Origin of the sequence: Methylobacterium sp. 88A, assembly GCF_000376345.1 — a bacterium.
Lineage (GTDB): Bacteria > Pseudomonadota > Alphaproteobacteria > Rhizobiales > Beijerinckiaceae > Methylobacterium > Methylobacterium bullatum.
Window position 1 is genome coordinate 2,739,743 of sequence record NZ_AQVT01000001.1, and the last position, 17,898, is coordinate 2,757,640.

The 17,898-nt window shown below is 65.7% G+C and carries 13 protein-coding genes and 1 tRNA gene; 2 read left to right on the forward strand and 12 right to left on the reverse strand.

Annotated features, from left to right (window positions below):
- Nucleotides 1-10 precede the first annotated feature (10 nt).
- From rpoC to A3OM_RS0113195, 6 genes are all read right to left on the reverse strand, one after another.
- Nucleotides 11-4,219, reverse strand: a complete 4,209-nt coding sequence (gene rpoC, locus A3OM_RS0113170) for a DNA-directed RNA polymerase subunit beta' (RefSeq protein WP_018044236.1) — start codon at nucleotides 4,217-4,219, stop codon at nucleotides 11-13.
- Between the two features lie 175 nt (nucleotides 4,220-4,394).
- Nucleotides 4,395-8,519, reverse strand: coding sequence for a DNA-directed RNA polymerase subunit beta (rpoB, locus tag A3OM_RS0113175; protein WP_018044237.1), 4,125 nt, complete (start codon nucleotides 8,517-8,519; stop codon nucleotides 4,395-4,397).
- A 248-nt stretch (nucleotides 8,520-8,767) separates the two neighbouring features.
- Nucleotides 8,768-9,139, reverse strand: coding sequence for a 50S ribosomal protein L7/L12 (gene rplL, locus A3OM_RS0113180; RefSeq protein ID WP_018044238.1), 372 nt, complete (start codon nucleotides 9,137-9,139; stop codon nucleotides 8,768-8,770).
- A 57-nt stretch (nucleotides 9,140-9,196) separates the two neighbouring features.
- Nucleotides 9,197-9,727, reverse strand: coding sequence for a 50S ribosomal protein L10 (gene rplJ, locus A3OM_RS0113185; protein WP_018044239.1), 531 nt, complete (start codon nucleotides 9,725-9,727; stop codon nucleotides 9,197-9,199).
- Nucleotides 9,728-10,286: 559 nt separating this feature from the next.
- A complete protein-coding gene (locus tag A3OM_RS0113190) occupies nucleotides 10,287-11,915 on the reverse strand; it encodes a B12-binding domain-containing radical SAM protein (RefSeq protein ID WP_018044240.1) in 1,629 nt (542 codons plus the stop codon).
- A 164-nt stretch (nucleotides 11,916-12,079) separates the two neighbouring features.
- Entirely contained in the window at nucleotides 12,080-13,408 is a 1,329-nt protein-coding gene (locus A3OM_RS0113195) for a PLP-dependent aminotransferase family protein (RefSeq protein ID WP_018044241.1), read from the reverse strand.
- A gap of 465 nt (nucleotides 13,409-13,873) precedes the next feature.
- Between A3OM_RS0113195 and A3OM_RS0113200 the strand changes: the two genes are divergently transcribed.
- Nucleotides 13,874-14,125 (forward strand): rhodanese-like domain-containing protein, encoded by a 252-nt coding sequence (locus A3OM_RS0113200; protein ID WP_245257790.1) that lies wholly within the window; start codon nucleotides 13,874-13,876, stop codon nucleotides 14,123-14,125.
- Nucleotides 14,126-14,395: 270 nt separating this feature from the next.
- On the forward strand, nucleotides 14,396-14,539 hold the full coding sequence (locus A3OM_RS25880) for a hypothetical protein (protein ID WP_018044243.1): 144 nt from the start codon (nucleotides 14,396-14,398) through the stop codon (nucleotides 14,537-14,539).
- Between the two features lie 80 nt (nucleotides 14,540-14,619).
- On the opposite strand, the gene rplA is transcribed toward A3OM_RS25880, so the two are convergent.
- The 6 genes from rplA to A3OM_RS0113235 form a co-directional block, all read right to left on the reverse strand.
- Entirely contained in the window at nucleotides 14,620-15,318 is a 699-nt protein-coding gene (rplA, locus tag A3OM_RS0113210; RefSeq protein ID WP_018044244.1) for a 50S ribosomal protein L1, read from the reverse strand.
- A 12-nt stretch (nucleotides 15,319-15,330) separates the two neighbouring features.
- A complete protein-coding gene (gene rplK, locus A3OM_RS0113215) occupies nucleotides 15,331-15,780 on the reverse strand; it encodes a 50S ribosomal protein L11 (RefSeq protein ID WP_018044245.1) in 450 nt (149 codons plus the stop codon).
- Nucleotides 15,781-16,009: 229 nt separating this feature from the next.
- Nucleotides 16,010-16,543, reverse strand: a complete 534-nt coding sequence (gene nusG, locus A3OM_RS0113220; protein WP_018044246.1) for a transcription termination/antitermination protein NusG — start codon at nucleotides 16,541-16,543, stop codon at nucleotides 16,010-16,012.
- 67 nt (nucleotides 16,544-16,610) lie between these two features.
- Nucleotides 16,611-16,913 (reverse strand): preprotein translocase subunit SecE, encoded by a 303-nt coding sequence (secE, locus tag A3OM_RS0113225; protein ID WP_018044247.1) that lies wholly within the window; start codon nucleotides 16,911-16,913, stop codon nucleotides 16,611-16,613.
- A gap of 227 nt (nucleotides 16,914-17,140) precedes the next feature.
- Nucleotides 17,141-17,217 (reverse strand) — tRNA-Trp (locus tag A3OM_RS0113230).
- Between the two features lie 82 nt (nucleotides 17,218-17,299).
- On the reverse strand, nucleotides 17,300-17,842 hold the full coding sequence (locus A3OM_RS0113235; RefSeq protein ID WP_018044248.1) for an RNA 2'-phosphotransferase: 543 nt from the start codon (nucleotides 17,840-17,842) through the stop codon (nucleotides 17,300-17,302).
- Nucleotides 17,843-17,898: the final 56 nt, after the last annotated feature.

Below are 17,898 nucleotides of genomic sequence, written 5' to 3' on the forward strand. Positions count from 1 at the left end.
TCGTCGAAGATCACTCGGCGGCAGGCGGCAATTCGCTGAGGGGCTGGGCGCCACTCTCCGCTGCCTTCTGCTGCAGGATCATGGCGTCGCGACGCCGCGCCACGGCGCGGATGTCGGCTGCCATCGACCCAGTGCCCGCCGGAATGAGCGAGCCGACGATGACGTTCTCCTTCAAGCCCTCGAGATGGTCGACCTTGCCGTTGACGGCCGCCTCGGTGAGGACGCGGGTGGTTTCCTGGAACGAGGCCGCCGAGATGAACGACTTCGTCTGCAGGGACGCCTTGGTGATGCCCAGCAGCACCGGCACGCCCACCACGGGCTTCTTGTTCTCGGCGAGCAGCTTCTCGTTGATGTCCGCAAGCTCCGTCCGGTCGATCTGGTCGCCCGTCAGGATCTCCGAATCGCCGCCATCGGTGATCTCCACCTTCTGCAGCATCTGACGGACGATCACCTCGATGTGCTTGTCGTTGATGGACACGCCCTGGAGCCGGTAGACCTCCTGGATCTCGTTGACGAGGTAAGCAGCGAGCTCCTCCACGCCCTTGATCGCCAGGATGTCGTGCGGCGCCGGGTTGCCGTCGACGATGTAGTCGCCGAGCTCCACGACGTCGCCGTCCTGGAGGTGGATGTGCTTGCCCTTCGGGATCAGGTACTCGACCGCATCCGAACCGTCATGCGGCGTCAGCGTCAGGCGACGCTTGTTCTTGTAGTCGCGCCCGAATTGGATCGTGCCAGACTTCTCCGCGATGATCGCCGCGTCCTTCGGACGACGGGCCTCGAACAGCTCCGCCACCCGCGGAAGACCGCCGGTGATGTCGCGGGTCTTGGCCGAGTCGGTGGAGACACGGGCGAGGATGTCGCCCGCCTTCACCGTGCCGCCCGGGTCGTAGCCGATGATGGCGTCGACCGGGAGGAAGTAGCGGGCGTCCGAGCCGCGCGGCAGCTTCATCGGCTTGCCGTCCTGGTCGAGCACCAGCATGGCCGGCTTGAGGTCGGCCGTGCGGGCCGTACCACGCCAGTCGATGACGACGCGCTTGGCGATGCCGGTCGATTCGTCGGTGGTCTCGGTGATCGACTGACCGTCGATCAGATCCTCGTAGGCCACGATACCGTCGGTCTCGGTGATGATCGGACGGGTATAGGGGTCCCACTCGGCGATGCGCTGGCCGCGTTTGACGGTGTCGCCCTCGTCCACCCGCAGGCGTGCGCCGTATTGCAGGCGGTGGACCGCACGTTCCGCTCCATCGGTGCCGACGATGACCACCGCCACGTTACGACCGGTGGCGATGAGATCGCCGTCGGTGTTGCGTGCGAGCGCCCGGTTGCGGATCTTGATCGTGCCTTCGAAGCTCGACTCGATGAAGGACGAATCCGCGATCTGCGCCGCGCCGCCGATGTGGAAGGTACGCATGGTGAGCTGAGTGCCCGGCTCGCCGATGGACTGCGCCGCGATGACGCCGACCGCCTCGCCCATATTGACGGGCGTTCCACGGGCGAGATCGCGCCCGTAGCAGGTGGCGCAGACGCCGCTCTTGGTGGCGCAGACGAGCACCGAGCGGATCTTCACCTCCTGGATGCCGGCCGCCTGGATGGCGGGCAGGTGCTTCTCCTCGATCGTTTCGTTGGTCTTGACGATGACCGTACCGTCCTGAGCCACGAGATCTTCGGCCGTGGCGCGGCCGAGGATGCGGATCGACAGCGGAGCCACGACCTGGCCCGCATCGACGATGGCGCGCATCTTGATGCCGTTGGTGGTGCCGCAATCGACCTCACGGATGACGGCGTCCTGTGCCACGTCGACGAGACGGCGGGTCAGGTAGCCGGAATTCGCGGTCTTCAAGGCGGTGTCGGCGAGGCCCTTACGGGCTCCGTGCGTCGAGTTGAAGTACTCGAGAACGTCCAGGCCTTCCTTGAAGTTCGAGATGATCGGGGTCTCGATGATCTCGCCCGAGGGCTTGGCCATGAGTCCGCGCATCGCGGCGAGCTGCTTCATCTGCGCCGGCGAACCACGGGCACCGGAATGGCTCATCATGTAGATCGAGTTGATCTGCTTGTCGGCGCCGTTCTCGTCTTTCTGCACGGTGGAAATGCGCAGCATCATCTCGGCGGCGAGCTTGTCCGAGCACTTGGCCCAGGCATCCACCACCTTGTTGTACTTCTCGCCCTGCGTGATCAGGCCGTCGTTGTACTGCTGCTCGTAGTCCTTCACCAGCGCGCGGGTGTCGTCCACGATCGGCCACTTGTTGTCCGGCACCACCATGTCGTCCTTGCCGAACGAGATGCCGGCCTTGAATGCGTGGTTGAAGCCCAGCGCCATGATGCGGTCACAGAAGATCACCGACTCCTTCTGACCGCAGTGGCGGTAGACGGTGTCGATCATCGCGGAGATCTCCTTCTTCGTCATCAGCTTGTTGACGACGTCGTAGGGCACCTTCTTGTGCAGCGGCAGGGCCGTGGACAGGATCACGCGGCCGGGTGTCGTGTCGTAGGTCTGGGTCAGCGGCTCGCCATCGGGGCCGATGCCGTTCCACCGCCAGCGGATCTTCGAGTGCAGCTTCACGGTGTTGGCCGCGAGGGCGTGCTCGAGTTCACCGATGGTGCCGAAGACACCCTGCATCGGGTTCTTCTTGTTGGTCGGATCGAAGGCGCCGATGGCGCCCTCGGCGACGATCGACAGGTAGTACAGGCCGAGCACGATATCCTGCGACGGCACGATGATCGGCTGACCGTTGGCCGGGTGCAGGATGTTGTTCGTCGACATCATCAGCACGCGCGCTTCGAGCTGGGCTTCCAGCGAGAGCGGGACGTGGACGGCCATCTGGTCGCCGTCGAAGTCGGCGTTGAAGGCCGCGCAGACGAGCGGGTGAAGCTGGATCGCCTTACCTTCGATCAGCTTCGGCTCGAACGCCTGGATGCCGAGGCGGTGGAGCGTCGGCGCGCGGTTGAGCATCACCGGGTGCTCGCGGATCACCTCGTCGAGGATATCCCAGACTTCGGGCTTCTCCTTCTCGACGAGCTTCTTGGCCTGCTTGACGGTGGCGGAGAAACCCTTGGCGTCGAGGCGTGCGTAGATGAAGGGCTTGAACAGCTCCAAGGCCATCTTCTTCGGCAGGCCGCACTGATGCAGCTTCAGCTCCGGACCCACCACGATCACCGAGCGGCCGGAATAGTCGACGCGCTTGCCGAGCAGGTTCTGGCGGAAGCGGCCTTGCTTACCCTTGAGCATGTCGGCGAGCGACTTCAGCGGACGCTTGTTGGCACCCGTGATGACGCGGCCGCGGCGGCCGTTGTCGAACAGCGCGTCCACCGCCTCCTGAAGCATGCGCTTCTCGTTGCGGATGATGATGTCGGGTGCGCGCAGTTCGATCAGCCGCTTCAGGCGGTTGTTGCGGTTGATGACGCGGCGGTAGAGGTCGTTCAGATCGGACGTGGCGAAGCGGCCGCCGTCCAGGGGGACGAGCGGGCGAAGGTCCGGCGGGATCACCGGAACCACGGTGAGGATCATCCATTCGGGCTTGTTGCCCGACATCTGGAAGGCCTCGATGATCTTCAGGCGCTTGAGGAGCTTCTTGGGCTTCAACTCGGAGGTCGTTGTGGCGATCTCCTCGCGGAGCGAGTTCGCGATCCCGTCGAGGTCGAGCTCCTGCAGAATGCGCCGGATGGCCTCGGCGCCGATCATGGCGGTGAAGCTGTCCTCGCCGTACTCCTCCTGGGCGCGCAGGTACTCTTCCTCGGAGAGGAGCTGACGCTCCTTGAGGGGGGTGAGGCCCGGCTCGATGACGCAGTAGGATTCGAAGTAGAGGATGCGCTCGAGGTCCTTGAGCGCCATGTCGAGCAGCAGGCCGATGCGGCTGGGCAGCGACTTCAGGAACCAGATGTGGGCGACGGGAGCGGCGAGCTCGATATGGCCCATGCGGTCGCGCCGAACACGCGCGAGGGTGACCTCGACGCCGCACTTCTCACAGATGACGCCCTTGTACTTCATGCGCTTGTACTTGCCGCACAAGCACTCGTAATCCTTGATCGGGCCAAAGATGCGCGCGCAGAACAGGCCGTCGCGCTCGGGCTTGAACGTGCGGTAGTTGATCGTCTCGGGCTTCTTGATCTCGCCGAAGGACCACGAGAGGATCTTCTCGGGGCTCGAGATCGAAATCTTGATCTGGTCGAAGCTCTGGGGCTGAGCCTGCTGGTTGAAAAGATTCATGACCTCTTGGTTCATGGATCAACTCCTGCTGACGGGGCGCACCCTCCGCCGAGGGGCTACCGCGTGCTGAAAACGTGAGGTCGGCGCAGTGACCGGTCGGGTCGCCGCTGGCCGTCGTCCCGGAAGGCGCTTCCCCTCCCCGCTCGGACCGCGCCGGCGAGGTGCCGGCGCGGGAGCGTATGGTGTGGTCTTACTCGGCCGCCTCGGCGGGCGGGTCGAGCTGGTCGTTCGCGAGCTTCTTCGAGGAGGTGAGCTCCACGTTGAGGCCGAGCGAGCGCATTTCCTTGACGAGCACGTTGAAGGACTCGGGGATGCCGGCCTCGAACGTGTCGTCGCCGCGGACGATGGCCTCGTAGACCTTGGTGCGGCCGGCGACGTCGTCCGACTTCACCGTGAGCATCTCCTGCAGCGTGTAGGCCGCGCCGTAGGCTTCCAGTGCCCAGACCTCCATCTCGCCGAAGCGCTGGCCGCCGAACTGCGCCTTTCCGCCCAGCGGCTGCTGGGTGACGAGGGAGTACGGACCGATCGACCGTGCGTGGATCTTGTCGTCCACGAGGTGGTGGAGCTTCAGCATGTAGATGTAGCCCATCGTCACCTTGCGGTCGAAAGGCTCGCCCGTGCGCCCGTCGTAGAGCGTCGACTGCGCCGAACGGTCGAGCCCGGCCAACTCCAGCATCGTCTCGATGTCGGCTTCCTTGGCGCCGTTGAACACCGGAGTGGCCATCGGCACGCCGCGGCGGACGTTGTTGGCCGCCTCCGCCATGTCGTCGTCCGAGAGGCCTTCCAGCTCCGACGGCGAGTAGATCGCCTCCATCTCCGCCTTGAGGGGCGCGATGTCGTTACTGCGGAGATAGGCGTCCACGGCGAGCCCGACCTTGCGGCCGAGACCTGCGGCAGCCCAGCCCAGATGGGTCTCCAGGATCTGACCGACGTTCATGCGCGACGGCACGCCGAGCGGGTTGAGCACGATGTCGGCATGCGTCCCGTCTTCGAGGAACGGCATGTCCTCGATCGGCACGATCCGCGACACGACACCCTTGTTGCCGTGACGGCCGGCCATCTTGTCGCCCGGCTGGATCTTGCGCTTCACCGCGACGAAGACCTTGACCATCTTCATGACGCCGGGGGGCAACTCGTCGCCGCGCTGCAGCTTCTCGACCTTGTCGAGGAAGCGCTGCTCAAGGCGCTTCTTCGACTCGTCGTACTGCTTCTGCATCGCTTCCATCTCGGTCATGAGACGGTCTTCGACGACGGCGAACTGCCACCATTGCGAGCGCGGGTACTCGTTCAGGAGCTCACGGCTGAGCGTGGTCTCCTTCTTGAAGCCCTTCGGACCGGCGATCGGCGACTGGCCGATCAGGACGCCGGCAAGGCGGGCATAGGTGTTGCGGTCGAGGATCGCCTGTTCGTCGTCACGATCCTTGGCGAGACGCTCGATCTCCTCGCGCTCGATGGCCTGGGCGCGCTCGTCCTTGTCGACGCCGTGGCGGTTGAACACCCGGACTTCGACGATGGTGCCGGTGACGCCCGGGGGAACCCGGAGCGAGGTGTCGCGGACGTCCGAGGCCTTCTCACCGAAGATGGCGCGCAGAAGCTTTTCTTCCGGCGTCATCGGGCTCTCGCCCTTCGGGGTGATCTTCCCGCACAGGATGTCGCCCGCGTGGACCTCGGCGCCGATATAGACGATGCCGGCCTCGTCGAGGTTCTTCAGCGCCTCTTCCGAGACGTTGGGGATGTCGCGGGTGATTTCCTCCGGACCGAGCTTGGTGTCTCGGGCCATCACCTCGAACTCCTCGATATGGATCGAGGTGAACACGTCATCCTTCACGATCCGCTCGGAGAGCAGGATCGAGTCCTCGAAGTTGTAGCCGTTCCACGGCATGAACGCGACGAGCACGTTCCGGCCGAGCGCCAGCTCGCCGAACTCCGTCGACGGACCATCGGCGATGATCTCGCCCTTCTTCACCTGCTCGCCCACGCGGACCAGCGGCTTCTGCGTGATGCAGGTCGACTGGTTGGAGCGCTGGAACTTCTGCAGGCGGTAGATGTCGACGCCGGGCTTGTTGGCATCGGCCTCTTCCGTGGCGCGGATGACGATACGGGTCGCATCCACCTGGTCGACGATGCCGGAGCGGCGCGCCGCGATGGCGGCACCCGAATCGCGGGCGACCACGGCTTCCATGCCGGTACCGACGAACGGCGCGTCGGCGCGGACCAGAGGCACCGCCTGGCGCTGCATGTTCGAACCCATCAGGGCGCGGTTCGCGTCGTCGTTCTCGAGGAACGGGATGAGCGCCGCGGCCACCGAGACGAGCTGCTTCGGCGACACGTCCATGAGATCGACGCGGTCCGGCGGCACGACGATGACGTCGCCGGCCCGACGGCAGACCACGAGGTCTTCCGTCAGCTTGAAGCTCTCGTCCATCTGGGCGTTGGCCTGGGCGACGTAGTACTTCGCCTCTTCCATCGCCGAGAGGTAGGAGACCTCCTTCGTCACCACGCCGTCCTTCACGCGACGGAACGGGGTCTCGATGAAGCCGTACTTGTTCACCCGCGCGAAGGTGGCGAGCGAGTTGATGAGACCGATGTTCGGGCCTTCCGGCGTCTCGATCGGGCAGATGCGGCCGTAATGGGTCGGGTGCACGTCGCGCACCTCGAAGCCGGCGCGCTCACGGGTGAGACCGCCAGGGCCAAGCGCCGAGAGGCGACGCTTATGCGTCACTTCCGAGAGCGGATTGGTCTGATCCATGAACTGCGACAGCTGCGACGAGCCGAAGAACTCACGCACCGCGGCCGCGGCGGGCTTCGCGTTGATGAGGTCCTGCGGCATGACCGTGTCGATATCGACCGAGGACATGCGTTCCTTGATGGCACGCTCCATGCGCAGGAGACCCAGGCGGTACTGGTTCTCCATGAGCTCGCCCACCGAACGCACACGGCGGTTGCCGAGGTGATCGATGTCGTCGATCTCGCCCTTGCCGTCGCGCAGGTCCACCAGCGCCTTGACGACCGCGAGCATGTCCTCGCGGCGCAGGGTGCGTACGGTGTCCTCGGCGTCGAGGTCGAGACGCATGTTCATCTTCACGCGGCCGACCGCCGAGAGATCGTAGCGCTCGGAATCGAAGAACAGCGAGTGGAACATCGCCTCGGCGGTGTCGAGCGTCGGCGGCTCGCCGGGACGCATGACGCGGTAGATATCGAACAGCGCGCCTTCGCGGGACGAGTTCTTGTCCACGGCGAGGGTATTGCGGATGTAGGGACCGACATTGACGTGGTCGATGTCGAGCACGGGGAGCTCGGATACGCCGACCTCCTCCAGGCTCTTGAGGAGCTTGTCGGAAATCTCGTCGCCGGCCTCGGCCCAGATCTCACCGGTCTTCGGGTTGACGAGATCCTCGGCGATGTACTGGCCGATCAGGTCCTCGTCGGTGGCCTTCAGGAACTGAACGCCGCGCTCGCTGATCTGGCGGGCGTTGCGGGCGTTGAGCTTCTTGCCGGCCTCGAGCACGACCTCGCCGGAATCGGCGTCGACCAGGTCGACGGACGCCTTGAAGCCCTTGAGACGGTCGGCATCGAACGGAACCCGCCATTCGGCGCCGTCGCGGTCGTAGATGACGCGGTTGTAGAAGGTGGAGAGGATCTCTTCACCGTCGAGGCCGAGCGCGAACAGCAGCGAGGTCGCCGGCAGCTTGCGCTTCCGGTCGATACGCACGTGCACGATGTCCTTGGCGTCGAACTCGACGTCGAGCCAGGAGCCGCGATACGGGATGATGCGGGCGGCGAACAGGAGCTTGCCCGACGAGTGGGTCTTGCCCTTGTCGTGATCGAAGAACACGCCCGGCGAACGGTGCATCTGCGAGACGATGACGCGTTCGGTGCCGTTGACGATGAAGGTGCCGTTCTCCGTCATCAGGGGCATGTCGCCCATGTAGACGTCCTGCTCCTTGATGTCCTTGACGGACTTCGCCCCGGTATCGGGGTCGACATCGAACACGATGAGGCGCAGCGTCACCTTGAGGGGAGCCGCGAAGGTGATGCCGCGCTGGCGACACTCGTCGACGTCGTATTTCGGCTGTTCGAACGTGTACTTGACGAATTCGAGGAGCGCGGTCGCCGAGAAATCGGAGATCGGGAAGACCGATTTGAACACGGTCTGCAGGCCTTCGTCGCCCCGTCCGCCTTCCGGCTCGTCCATCATCAGGAATTGGTCGTAGGATGCCTTCTGAACCTCGATGAGGTTCGGCATCTCGGCGACTTCCTTGATCTTGCCGAAGAATTTGCGAATGCGCTTGCGACCGACCAGCGTGTTGGCCATGGGTGACCTCGCTCCTACGTCCCGCGTACCGGGTGCCCGGGGAAGGCTTTATGCCTCCCGCGACCAGGCGATGAACCCGTCCCGCCGGACCAAGCCCACCCGAAATGAAATGCCGCCGGTCCGTTCCAGGACCGCCCGGTCGCTTGAAGCGACCTTAGCCCACGGGTCGGAGACCCGCGGGCGTCGGTGCCGGCCGGCCCCGATGGGACCGACCGGAAGTGACGGGCCTGATTTGGCCCATCGGCAACTTACTTGAGCTCGACCTTGGCGCCGGCCTTCTCGAGCTGGGCCTTGAGCTTCTCGGCCTCTTCCTTGTTGACGGACTCCTTGACAGCCTTCGGAGCGCCCTCGACGAGGTCCTTGGCTTCCTTGAGGCCGAGGCCGGTGATCGCGCGGACCTCCTTGATGACCTCGATCTTCTTGTCGCCAGCGGCGGTCAGGAGAACCGTGAACTCGGTCTGCTCCTCGACGACGGCGGCCGGGCCAGCGGCCGGGCCGGCGACGGCGACGGCAGCAGCGGCGGAGACGCCCCACTTCTCTTCGAGGAGCTTGGCGAGGTCGGCGGCTTCGAGAACGGTCAGCGAGGACAGGTCGTCGACGAGCTTGGCAAGATCAGCCATTGTATTCTTCCTTTGGATATCGGTTTGAACGGATGGTTTGTGAAGGACGAGGCGGCGTCAGGCCGCTTCGTCCTGAGCCGCGTCCTTGGTGGCATAGGCTCCGAACACGCGAGCCAGCTTGGCAGCCGGAGCGTTGACGACCTGAGCGATCTTGGTCGCGGGAGCCTGGATGAGGCCCACGATCTTGCCGCGCAGTTCGTCGAGGGACGGGAGCGACGCGAGCGCCTTCACACCGTCCGGGTTCAGAGCGGTCGTTCCCATGGCGCCGCCGAGGATCACGAGCTTGTCGTTACCCTTGGCGAAATCCACCGCAACCTTCGCAGCCGCGACCGGATCGCTCGAATAGGCGAGCAGGGTCGGACCCTTCAGGAGGGGCTTGATGGAGGCGACGTCCGTGCCATCGAGAGCGATGTTGGCGATGCGGTTCTTGGTGACCTTCACGGTGGCACCGGCCAGCTTCATCTGCGCGCGCAGCTTCTGCATCTCGGCGACCGTGAGGCCTTTGTAGTGGGCCACGACGACGACGGACGTGTTCGCAAACACGCCGTTGAGCGTCGAGACGAGATCAGCTTTGGCTGTCCTGTCCACTGGGGCTCTCTCCGGTTGGCGGGTCCCTCTCGGGGAGGGGCCGCCGGTTGCACATGCCGCCCGGAACGGAACTCGGCTCAGCGAGAAGCCGGAACGTCCTGGACGACGCTTCACGGCCCTGTCCCCTGACATCCTCCGGAACGGTGGACGGCACGGGCGAGATGGTTCAAACCGATACCTGCCTGCGCCGCGAATCGCGGTGCCGAGAGGGTCTTGAATTCGGTCTTCCCCGTCTGTGCAGGCTGGGGAATTAAGCCGGTTGCCCGGCGCCTGCAGTCTCGGACAGGACATGGCCGGACAAGGCTTAAAGGGGCTGTTCGCCCCTCAAAGCCTTCCGGCCATTATCGTCTGGTCGCCCAGACGAATTCGGATGTCGGATATCGACCGATTGGTCGAATCCTTTCAAAGTGTGAAAAACGTTGAGCGGGGTCTATAGGCCCTAGCAAGCGCCCTGCCAAGTGCCCCAGGCGAAGAAATCCGCCGTGCCTGTACGATTTTGGTTGACGGGATTTCCTCCCGCCTCTGCGGCGGGAGGATCTTCAGGCGCTGAGGTAAGTCCCTACGTCGGCAGGAACTTACGCGCGGCCTGCCACCAGGGCGTGCGGGCATTCTCCAGCTTCTGATCGGCCTTGGCCGCGTAGAAGGAGGCGTTGTGTTCGCCGCGTAGGGCCTCGCGGGTGAAGCGGATCAGGTGGTGGGCGACGAAGCCCATGTTGAAGACCGCCTCGATCTGCCCGCGCTTCAGGGCATGGCCCGCCGCGCGCCAGAACACGCCCCGGTAATCCGACAGGATTCCCACGCGCAGGGCGATGTTGAAACCGAGTACGAGGCCGCGCCGCAGGTTCGTCCGCGTGAGCTTGCCCCTGGTGGGCGTCTTGATCCGGTGCGGATAGGTCCGCTCCACCTGATAGCGGAAGCGCGCGAACAGGTTCTCCGGCTCGTAGGCGTGGGCGATGGCCCGGCGCCAACTCGCCACCACGTCGTCGTGCGGGCGCTTGAACAGTACGTTGGATTCCAGTGCCGCGTCGTGCGTGAGGCGCCCCTCGCGGGTCAGACGGTCCCAGAGCGGCGTCTTCGGCAGGGCCTGAAGCAGGTTCATCGTCAGCACCGGCACCGCCGACTTGTCGACGAAGTCGATGAGCTTCTGCTCCGAGCCGTCCGTCTCGGTGTCGAGGCCCAGGATGATGCCCGAGGTGACTTCGAGGCCGAAGCTGTTGAGCGTCTCGATCGCCTCGTACATCGGCACGGCGGCGTTGTGCTTCTTGTCGATGCCCGCCAGCGCGTCCTCTTCCGGCGTTTCGATGCCGACGAAGACGGTCATGAAGTTCGCCTGGCGCATCAGCTCCAGGATGTCGGGCTGCTTGGCCATGTTCAGGGTCGCCTCGCAGGCGAACTGAAGCGGGTAATGGTTCTTCTTCTGCCACTCCACGAGGTGGGGCAGCATGTCCTTCGTGGCCTTGCGGTTGCCGATGAAGTTGTCGTCGACGAAGTACACGACGGCCGGATGGCCCGGCTGCGAGATGATCGCGTCGAGCTCGCCGAGCATCTGCTCCGGAGTCTTCAGGCGCGGCTGCCGGCCATAGAGCTGCGGGATGTCGCAGAACTCGCAGCGATAGGGGCAGCCGGACGAGAATTGCAGGGAGCCGATGAGGTAGCGCTTGAGGGGGGCGGCCTCGTAGGCCGGCGCCGGAAAGTCCGAGAGCGGAAGGCGTTCCTTGGTCTCCAGGCGAACCTGGCTCGCCGGGATCGACACGTCGCGGTCGAGGATCGACACGAGCTCGTCGGTGGCGTCGCCGATCTCGCCGATATGGAGATAGTCGAATTCCGGATATTGCTCGGGCGATCCGGAGACCGAAGGGCCGCCCAGCGCCGTCACCTTACCGGCCGCATGCGCCCTGGCGTAGATGTCCCGGATCTGGGGGGCCTGGATGTGCATGCCCGACACGAACACCGCATCGGCCCAGGCGAAATCGTCCGGCCCGGCCCGTTTGATGTTCTCGTCGATGAACCGGTATTCCCATTCCTCCGGCATATAGGCCGCGATGAGGAGAAGGCCCTGCGGTGGCATGAAGGCCTTCACCCCGCCCATTAACGGGTAGGCATGGGCGAACGTCCCGAAGGACGGCGTGTAGGCGGGAAAGACGCACAGGATGCGTCGATTGGAGGTGACGGAGAGGGTGCATCGCATGGCGGCATTCCTAGCACAGACAGGTGCGGAGGCGTCACCCTCGCGTGTTGATTTCTTGACCCTTTCTGGGATGGATCTCGCCCTGCCGCGTAGCCGGGGAGAAGCCTTCGCGCGCGTTTGACGCAGGCGCGAGATGCGCCTCGGGTCCGCCGACCGTGTGGATCTCACTCCACCACGGAATCGTCCTCGTCGAGAGCCAGGCGCCGCAGCGTCTGAAGTGCGGTCTCGAGCCGCTCGAAAGGCGGCGAGCCGAGCGCGAGGCGTACCCCGTTCTCCGGCACTGCCGGATCGACGGCGAAAGCGCTGGCCGGCGACACCGCCACGCCATTGCGCGCCGCGGCGCCCGCATAGCGTTCCGCCGTCCAATGGGGAGGGAGGGATAGCCAGAGGTGGAACGCCCTCGGGTCGCCCCGAACGTCGAGGCCGCTCAGCGCTTCCCGGGCCGCGCTCTGGCGCGCTGCCGCGTCCGTCCGCTTCGCCTTGCCGATCCGGCTCGCCGTTCCGTCGTTCATGAGATGAAGGGCCACCGCCAGGGGGAGTCCGCTCGCGGTCCAGCCTCCCGTGCGGATCGAGCCCGCGAGCCGTTGCGTGAGATGGGGCGGCCCGGCGACGAAACCGAGGCCGAGGCCCGGAGCGAGGCGCTTCGACAGGCTGTCGACGACGATCACCCTCTCGGGTGCCAGGGCGGCCAGGGGCTCCTCGTCACAGAGGAACCCGTACACGGCGTCCTCGATGCAGACGAGGTCTTGTCTGCCGAGGAGCGATGCTATGGCGCGCCGGCGATCCGCGCTCATGGTTTGGCCGAGGGGGCTTTGCAGGACGGGCTGGAGGTAGAGGGCGCGGAGGGGGGCCTCGCGATGAGCCCGCTCGATGGCGTCCGGGATCGCCCCCTCCGCATCCATCGCGAGGGGAACCAGTTCGACGCCGAGCCGGGCCGCGAGGCCCTTGACGATGGGATAGGTCATGGCCTCGACGCCGATCCGATCGCCGGGCTGCGCCAGGGCCGAGATCGCCGCGGCGATGCCCTGGCGTCCGGCCCCGGTGAACAGGACGGTCTCGGGGTCGGCCGACCACCCTCCCCGCGTGAAGAAGGCCGCCGCCCCGGCGCGCGCCGGCTCCTTCGCGCCCGGCCGGACCGGCGAGAACGCGGCTCGGAGCCTGGCCGGTTCGAGTAGGGCGCCGAGGCTGGCGCTCAGCTCCGCCGCCTGATGGGGCAGAATCGAGAAGACGTGCTCGAGATTGATGAGTCCGGTCTCGGAGTCCGGCAATGCTGCCGCGGCGGAGGCCGAGGCGCGGATGAAGGTGCCGCGTCCGACCTCTCCGGTGATCAGTCCGCGCCGCGACAGTTCCGCATAGACACGGCTCGCGGTGGAGACGGCGATCCCGCGTTCGAAGGCGAACTGCCGTTGCGTCGGCATCCGGCTCCCCGGCGCCAGGCGCCCCTGGGCGATGTCCGCGGCGATCCCCTCCGAAATCGTCCGATAGTCTGCCACGCGCGCATTGCTCCGAGTACAATGATTTGATTGATTCGATTCAATTTCGGATCAATAGGAGTGGGCGACCCGATGGAGGTGACCCGATCATGCCGATATCCGACAATCTATCCGCTAGCGTGCGACCTCTCGCGAGGCCGTTCGACTCTCTCGGCCACCCTAACCAGCGCTTTCCCGCGAGAGCAATCGCTCTCCTGTCGATCTGGTACAGCAGGGCGGCCGGGCGGCGTACAATTCGTGAATTGACCTCGGAACAAATGAAGGCGCTCGATCTCGATCCCGTCGCCCTGCGTGCTGAGGCTTCCAAGCCGTTCTGGCGTGCATGAGCACGGACGCGAATGCCCGGGCGGAAAGCCGGGCATTCGCCCGCAGAGTCCGAAGGGGTGTGGTCAAGTTTCGGGGCATGACCTGCCGATGTGCAAGCTCAGCCGCGATGCGACGACTCTTCCTCGCCGGAGCGCGCCCGTGTCCTCAAGAACCCTTCTTGCCGCACGTATGGCTCTGGCCGCCCTGGCCCTGCCGATGGTCGGGCCTGTGGCGGCTCATGCCACCGAGCAGAAACAGAGCCAGACCGGCCCCCTCGTCTCCACCGAATGGCTTGAGGCCAACCTCGCCTCGCCGAAGCTCCGGATCGTCGACGTCAGCGTCGAGCCGGGCGTCTACGAGCGCGGGCATGTGCCCCGCGCACAGAACGTCCTCTGGCATACGGACCTCTGATCGGGACTGCATTCCTGGTCGCGGCCCTGCAGATGTCGGGCGATCCCGGCGGTAAACGGCTCGCGCTGTCCCTGACATTCGGAGCTTTGTTCGGCTTCGTGCCGCAACGCCTGCGCTTCTTCTGCTTCTGCCTGTGGCGCGACCTCATCGATCGGCGTGACCCGCGCGGGGCCCTCGGCATCCTCGCCGCCCTGGCCGCCGGGGCGGTCGGCCACAGCGTGGGGCTAGGAGCGTGGGTGCCTGGTCGGAGCGGCGTGCGGCTGGAGCGCGATGACCGGTCTCGGCTGCAGCGTCGGCACGCTGCTGTCCGGGATCATGGCGGGTGCCGCATCGGGCTGGCTCTTGGGCGCGGCGAGGTTCGCCGGGCTCACCGCGACGCTGCTGGCGGGCCGGCGCCTGTCGCTCCTGCCATAGTCAAGCACGGCGCCCGGCCAAAAGAAAACGCCCGGCCTTGAGAGCCGGGCGTTGTCATATCCTTGCGTGAGACGTGCCGATCAGGCGGTCAGCACGGTCGAGGGCTCGACCCGCACGCCCGGGCCCATCGAGGACGTCACGGCGACGCGCTGGATGTAGGTGCCCTTGGCGCCGGCGGGCTTGGCCTTGGCCACCGCGTCGGCGAACGCCTTGATGTTCTCGACGAGCTTGGCTTCGTCGAACGAGACCTTGCCGATGCCGGCATGGACGATGCCTGCCTTCTCGACGCGGAACTCCACCGAACCGCCCTTGGCGCCGGCGACCGCGGACTTCACGTCCATGGTGACGGTGCCGACCTTCGGGTTCGGCATCAGGCCGCGGGGGCCGAGCACCTTGCCGAGACGGCCGACGAGGGGCATCAGGTCCGGGGTCGCGATGCAGCGGTCGAACTCGATCTTGCCGCTCTGGACGATCTCGAGCAGGTCCTCGGCGCCGACGATGTCGGCACCGGCGGCCCGGGCCTCGTCGGCCTTGGCGCCGCGGGCGAACACCGCCACCCGCACCGTCCGGCCGGAGCCGTTGGGCAGGTTGCAGACGCCACGCACCATCTGGTCGGCGTGGCGCGGATCGACGCCGAGATTCATCGAGACCTCGACGGTCTCGTCGAACTTGGCGCTGGCCTTCTGCTTCACCAAGGCGATCGCCTCGTCGATGGTGTAGAGCTTGAGCGCGTCGATGCCCTCGCGGGCGGCGCGGATGCGCTTGCCTTCGTGTGCCATTGTGCCCTCCCCTTAAGCGACGACGTCGAGGCCCATGGCCCGCGCGGAGCCACGGATCATGGCGACGGCGGCGTCAACCGAGTCGCAGTTCAGGTCGGGCATCTTCTTCTCGGCGATCTCGCGAAGCTGAGCTTCGGTGACCTTGCCCACCGTCGGGCCCTTGCCCGGGGTCTTGGAGCCGGAAGCCGGCTTCTTGCCGATCTTCAGGCCGGCGGCCTTCTTGAGGAAGAAGGTGACCGGCGGCTGCTTCATCTCGAAGGTGAAGGAGCGGTCCTGGTACGCCGTGATGACGACCGGGATCGGGGTGCCCTTCTCGATCTGAGAGGTCTTCGCGTTGAAGGCCTTGCAGAATTCCATGATGTTGAGGCCACGCTGACCGAGGGCGGGGCCGATGGGCGGCGACGGGTTCGCGGCGCCGGCCGGAACCTGAAGCTTCACGTAGCCCGTGATCTTCTTTGCCATAGGGACTGCTCCCAAATGTAGGCTCGCCGCCCGGCTGCCTGGAGCACGGACGGGGCGAGCGGTTGCAGGTCGCGGTGCGGTCCGTAGATCCCGGCGGCAAACCGGGCGGACCTCCCGCGTGTGACGCCATCGGGGGACTGGACCCGACGGCCATTTTCACGCTCGGCTTGGCACCGCGCGGAAAAGCTGAAGACCGGTCAGTCGCGACCGACCTCGAAATTCGAAAAAATCAGATCTTCTCGACCTGGGCGTATTCGAGCTCCACCGGGGTGGCGCGACCGAAGATCGACACGGCGACCTTGAGGCGCGAACGGCTCTCGTCGATTTCCTCGACGGTGCCGTTGAAGGAGGCGAAGGGACCGTCGGCGACGCGGACGGTCTCGCCGATCTCGAAGGAGATCGAGGGCTTGGGACGATCGACGCCCTCGGCGACCTGACCCTTGATGCGCTCGGCTTCGGAATCGGGAATCGGCACCGGCTTTGACTTGTCGGCGCCGAGAAAGCCGGTGACCTTGGGGGTGTTCTTGATGAGGTGGTAGACCTCGTCGGTCAGATCGCACTTCACCAGCACGTAACCGGGGAAGAACTTCCGCTCGGCGTCGACCTTGCGGCCACGGCGGACTTCGACGACCTTTTCGGTCGGGACCATGACCTCGTCGAACAGCTCCATCAGCCCGCGCTGAGCCGCCTGATCCTTGATGGACTGGGCGACCTTGTTCTCGAAATTCGAGTAGGCGTGGACGATGTACCAGCGTTTCGACACGGTTCTCACCAAATCCTGACGTCGGTCTGCCCGGTCGCGACGACGCGCCCAGGGAGACTCAGTTGTTCTAGGCGCCGACCCCGAGGATCAGGGTCACGATGTAGCGCAGGGCCTGGTCCACGACCGTGAAGAAGATGCTCGCCACCACGACCATGATGAACACCATGATCGTCGTGACGGTGGTCTCCCTGCGGGACGGCCACGTGACCTTGCGGCCCTCGTCGCGCACCTGGGACAGGAACTCGGCCGGGCCGACGCGCTTGGGCGCGGGCCGCACGGGCGGGGTCGCCCGAGGCGGCGTCGGCGTGGCGGAGCCGCGCTGCGGGGTGCGCGCCAGGTCCGCCTTCTTCGTTGCTTCGTTCGATGCCATTGATGCCAACAACAGGGAAAATCGGCTCTGACCGGAAAGCGGGCCGGTGCGGAGGCTCTGGTCGAAGCCCGCACCGAACACAGTTACCGATCTCGGAGTGCGAACGCTCTAGCGCAAGTCCCGGGTCTTGTCGACCGTCGCGGACATATCGACAGAGAGCGGGAAACACGCTCCGGTTCGACACTCCCGACGGGAGGCCGTTCCGGCATTGCGCTCAAGGAAAACACTGGCAGGAGTGGAGGGACTCGAACCCGCAACCTCCGGTTTTGGAGACCGGCGCTCTGACCAGTTGAGCTACACTCCTACGCGGGACGCTCAATGCCCGATCATTTCCGCCGGCGCAAGAGCCCAAGTCGTGCCGCCGCGGAAATTGCGGTGGTGCAGCCTCACGGTTCCTCGAAACGGCCGAGATGGGCCGGCGGCACATGCCCGACGAGCCAGACACCGTTGTCCGCACGGTAGAAGTGCGTGCCGGCCCGCCACATGTTCTGCGCGGCGACGGTGAGGACGGCCGGTTTCCCGTGCCGCTGGCCGACGCGGCGGGCGGTTTCCGCCTCGGCGGAGAGATGGACATGGTTCCTCGCGCCGGGCCTGAGGCCGTCGGCCAGGATGGCCGGAACCGCATGGATCGCGGTGCCGTGGAACAGGATGGGCGGCGGTTCGCAGGGAGCGAGATCCAGGGCGATCTCGACGGAATGCCCCTGGGCCGCCCTGATCCGCGAACCGTCCGGCGACAGGGTGAAGCGCTTCTTGTCACTCGTGGCGACGATCTCGTGGAGGGTGGCGCGATTGATGGCTGTCCCGGACCGGAGGGCGGCCGCGAGCAGGGTGTCGATGTCGACCCACCCCTGACGATCCAGGGTGATCCCGATCGCATCCGGTGCATGCCGCAGCACGTAGCTGAGAAACTTGCTGGTTTCCTTGCTCACGGCGGGCTCCTGTTTCCCGGTGGCGTTCCGCTCAAAACGAAAGAGCCGGCGCGAAG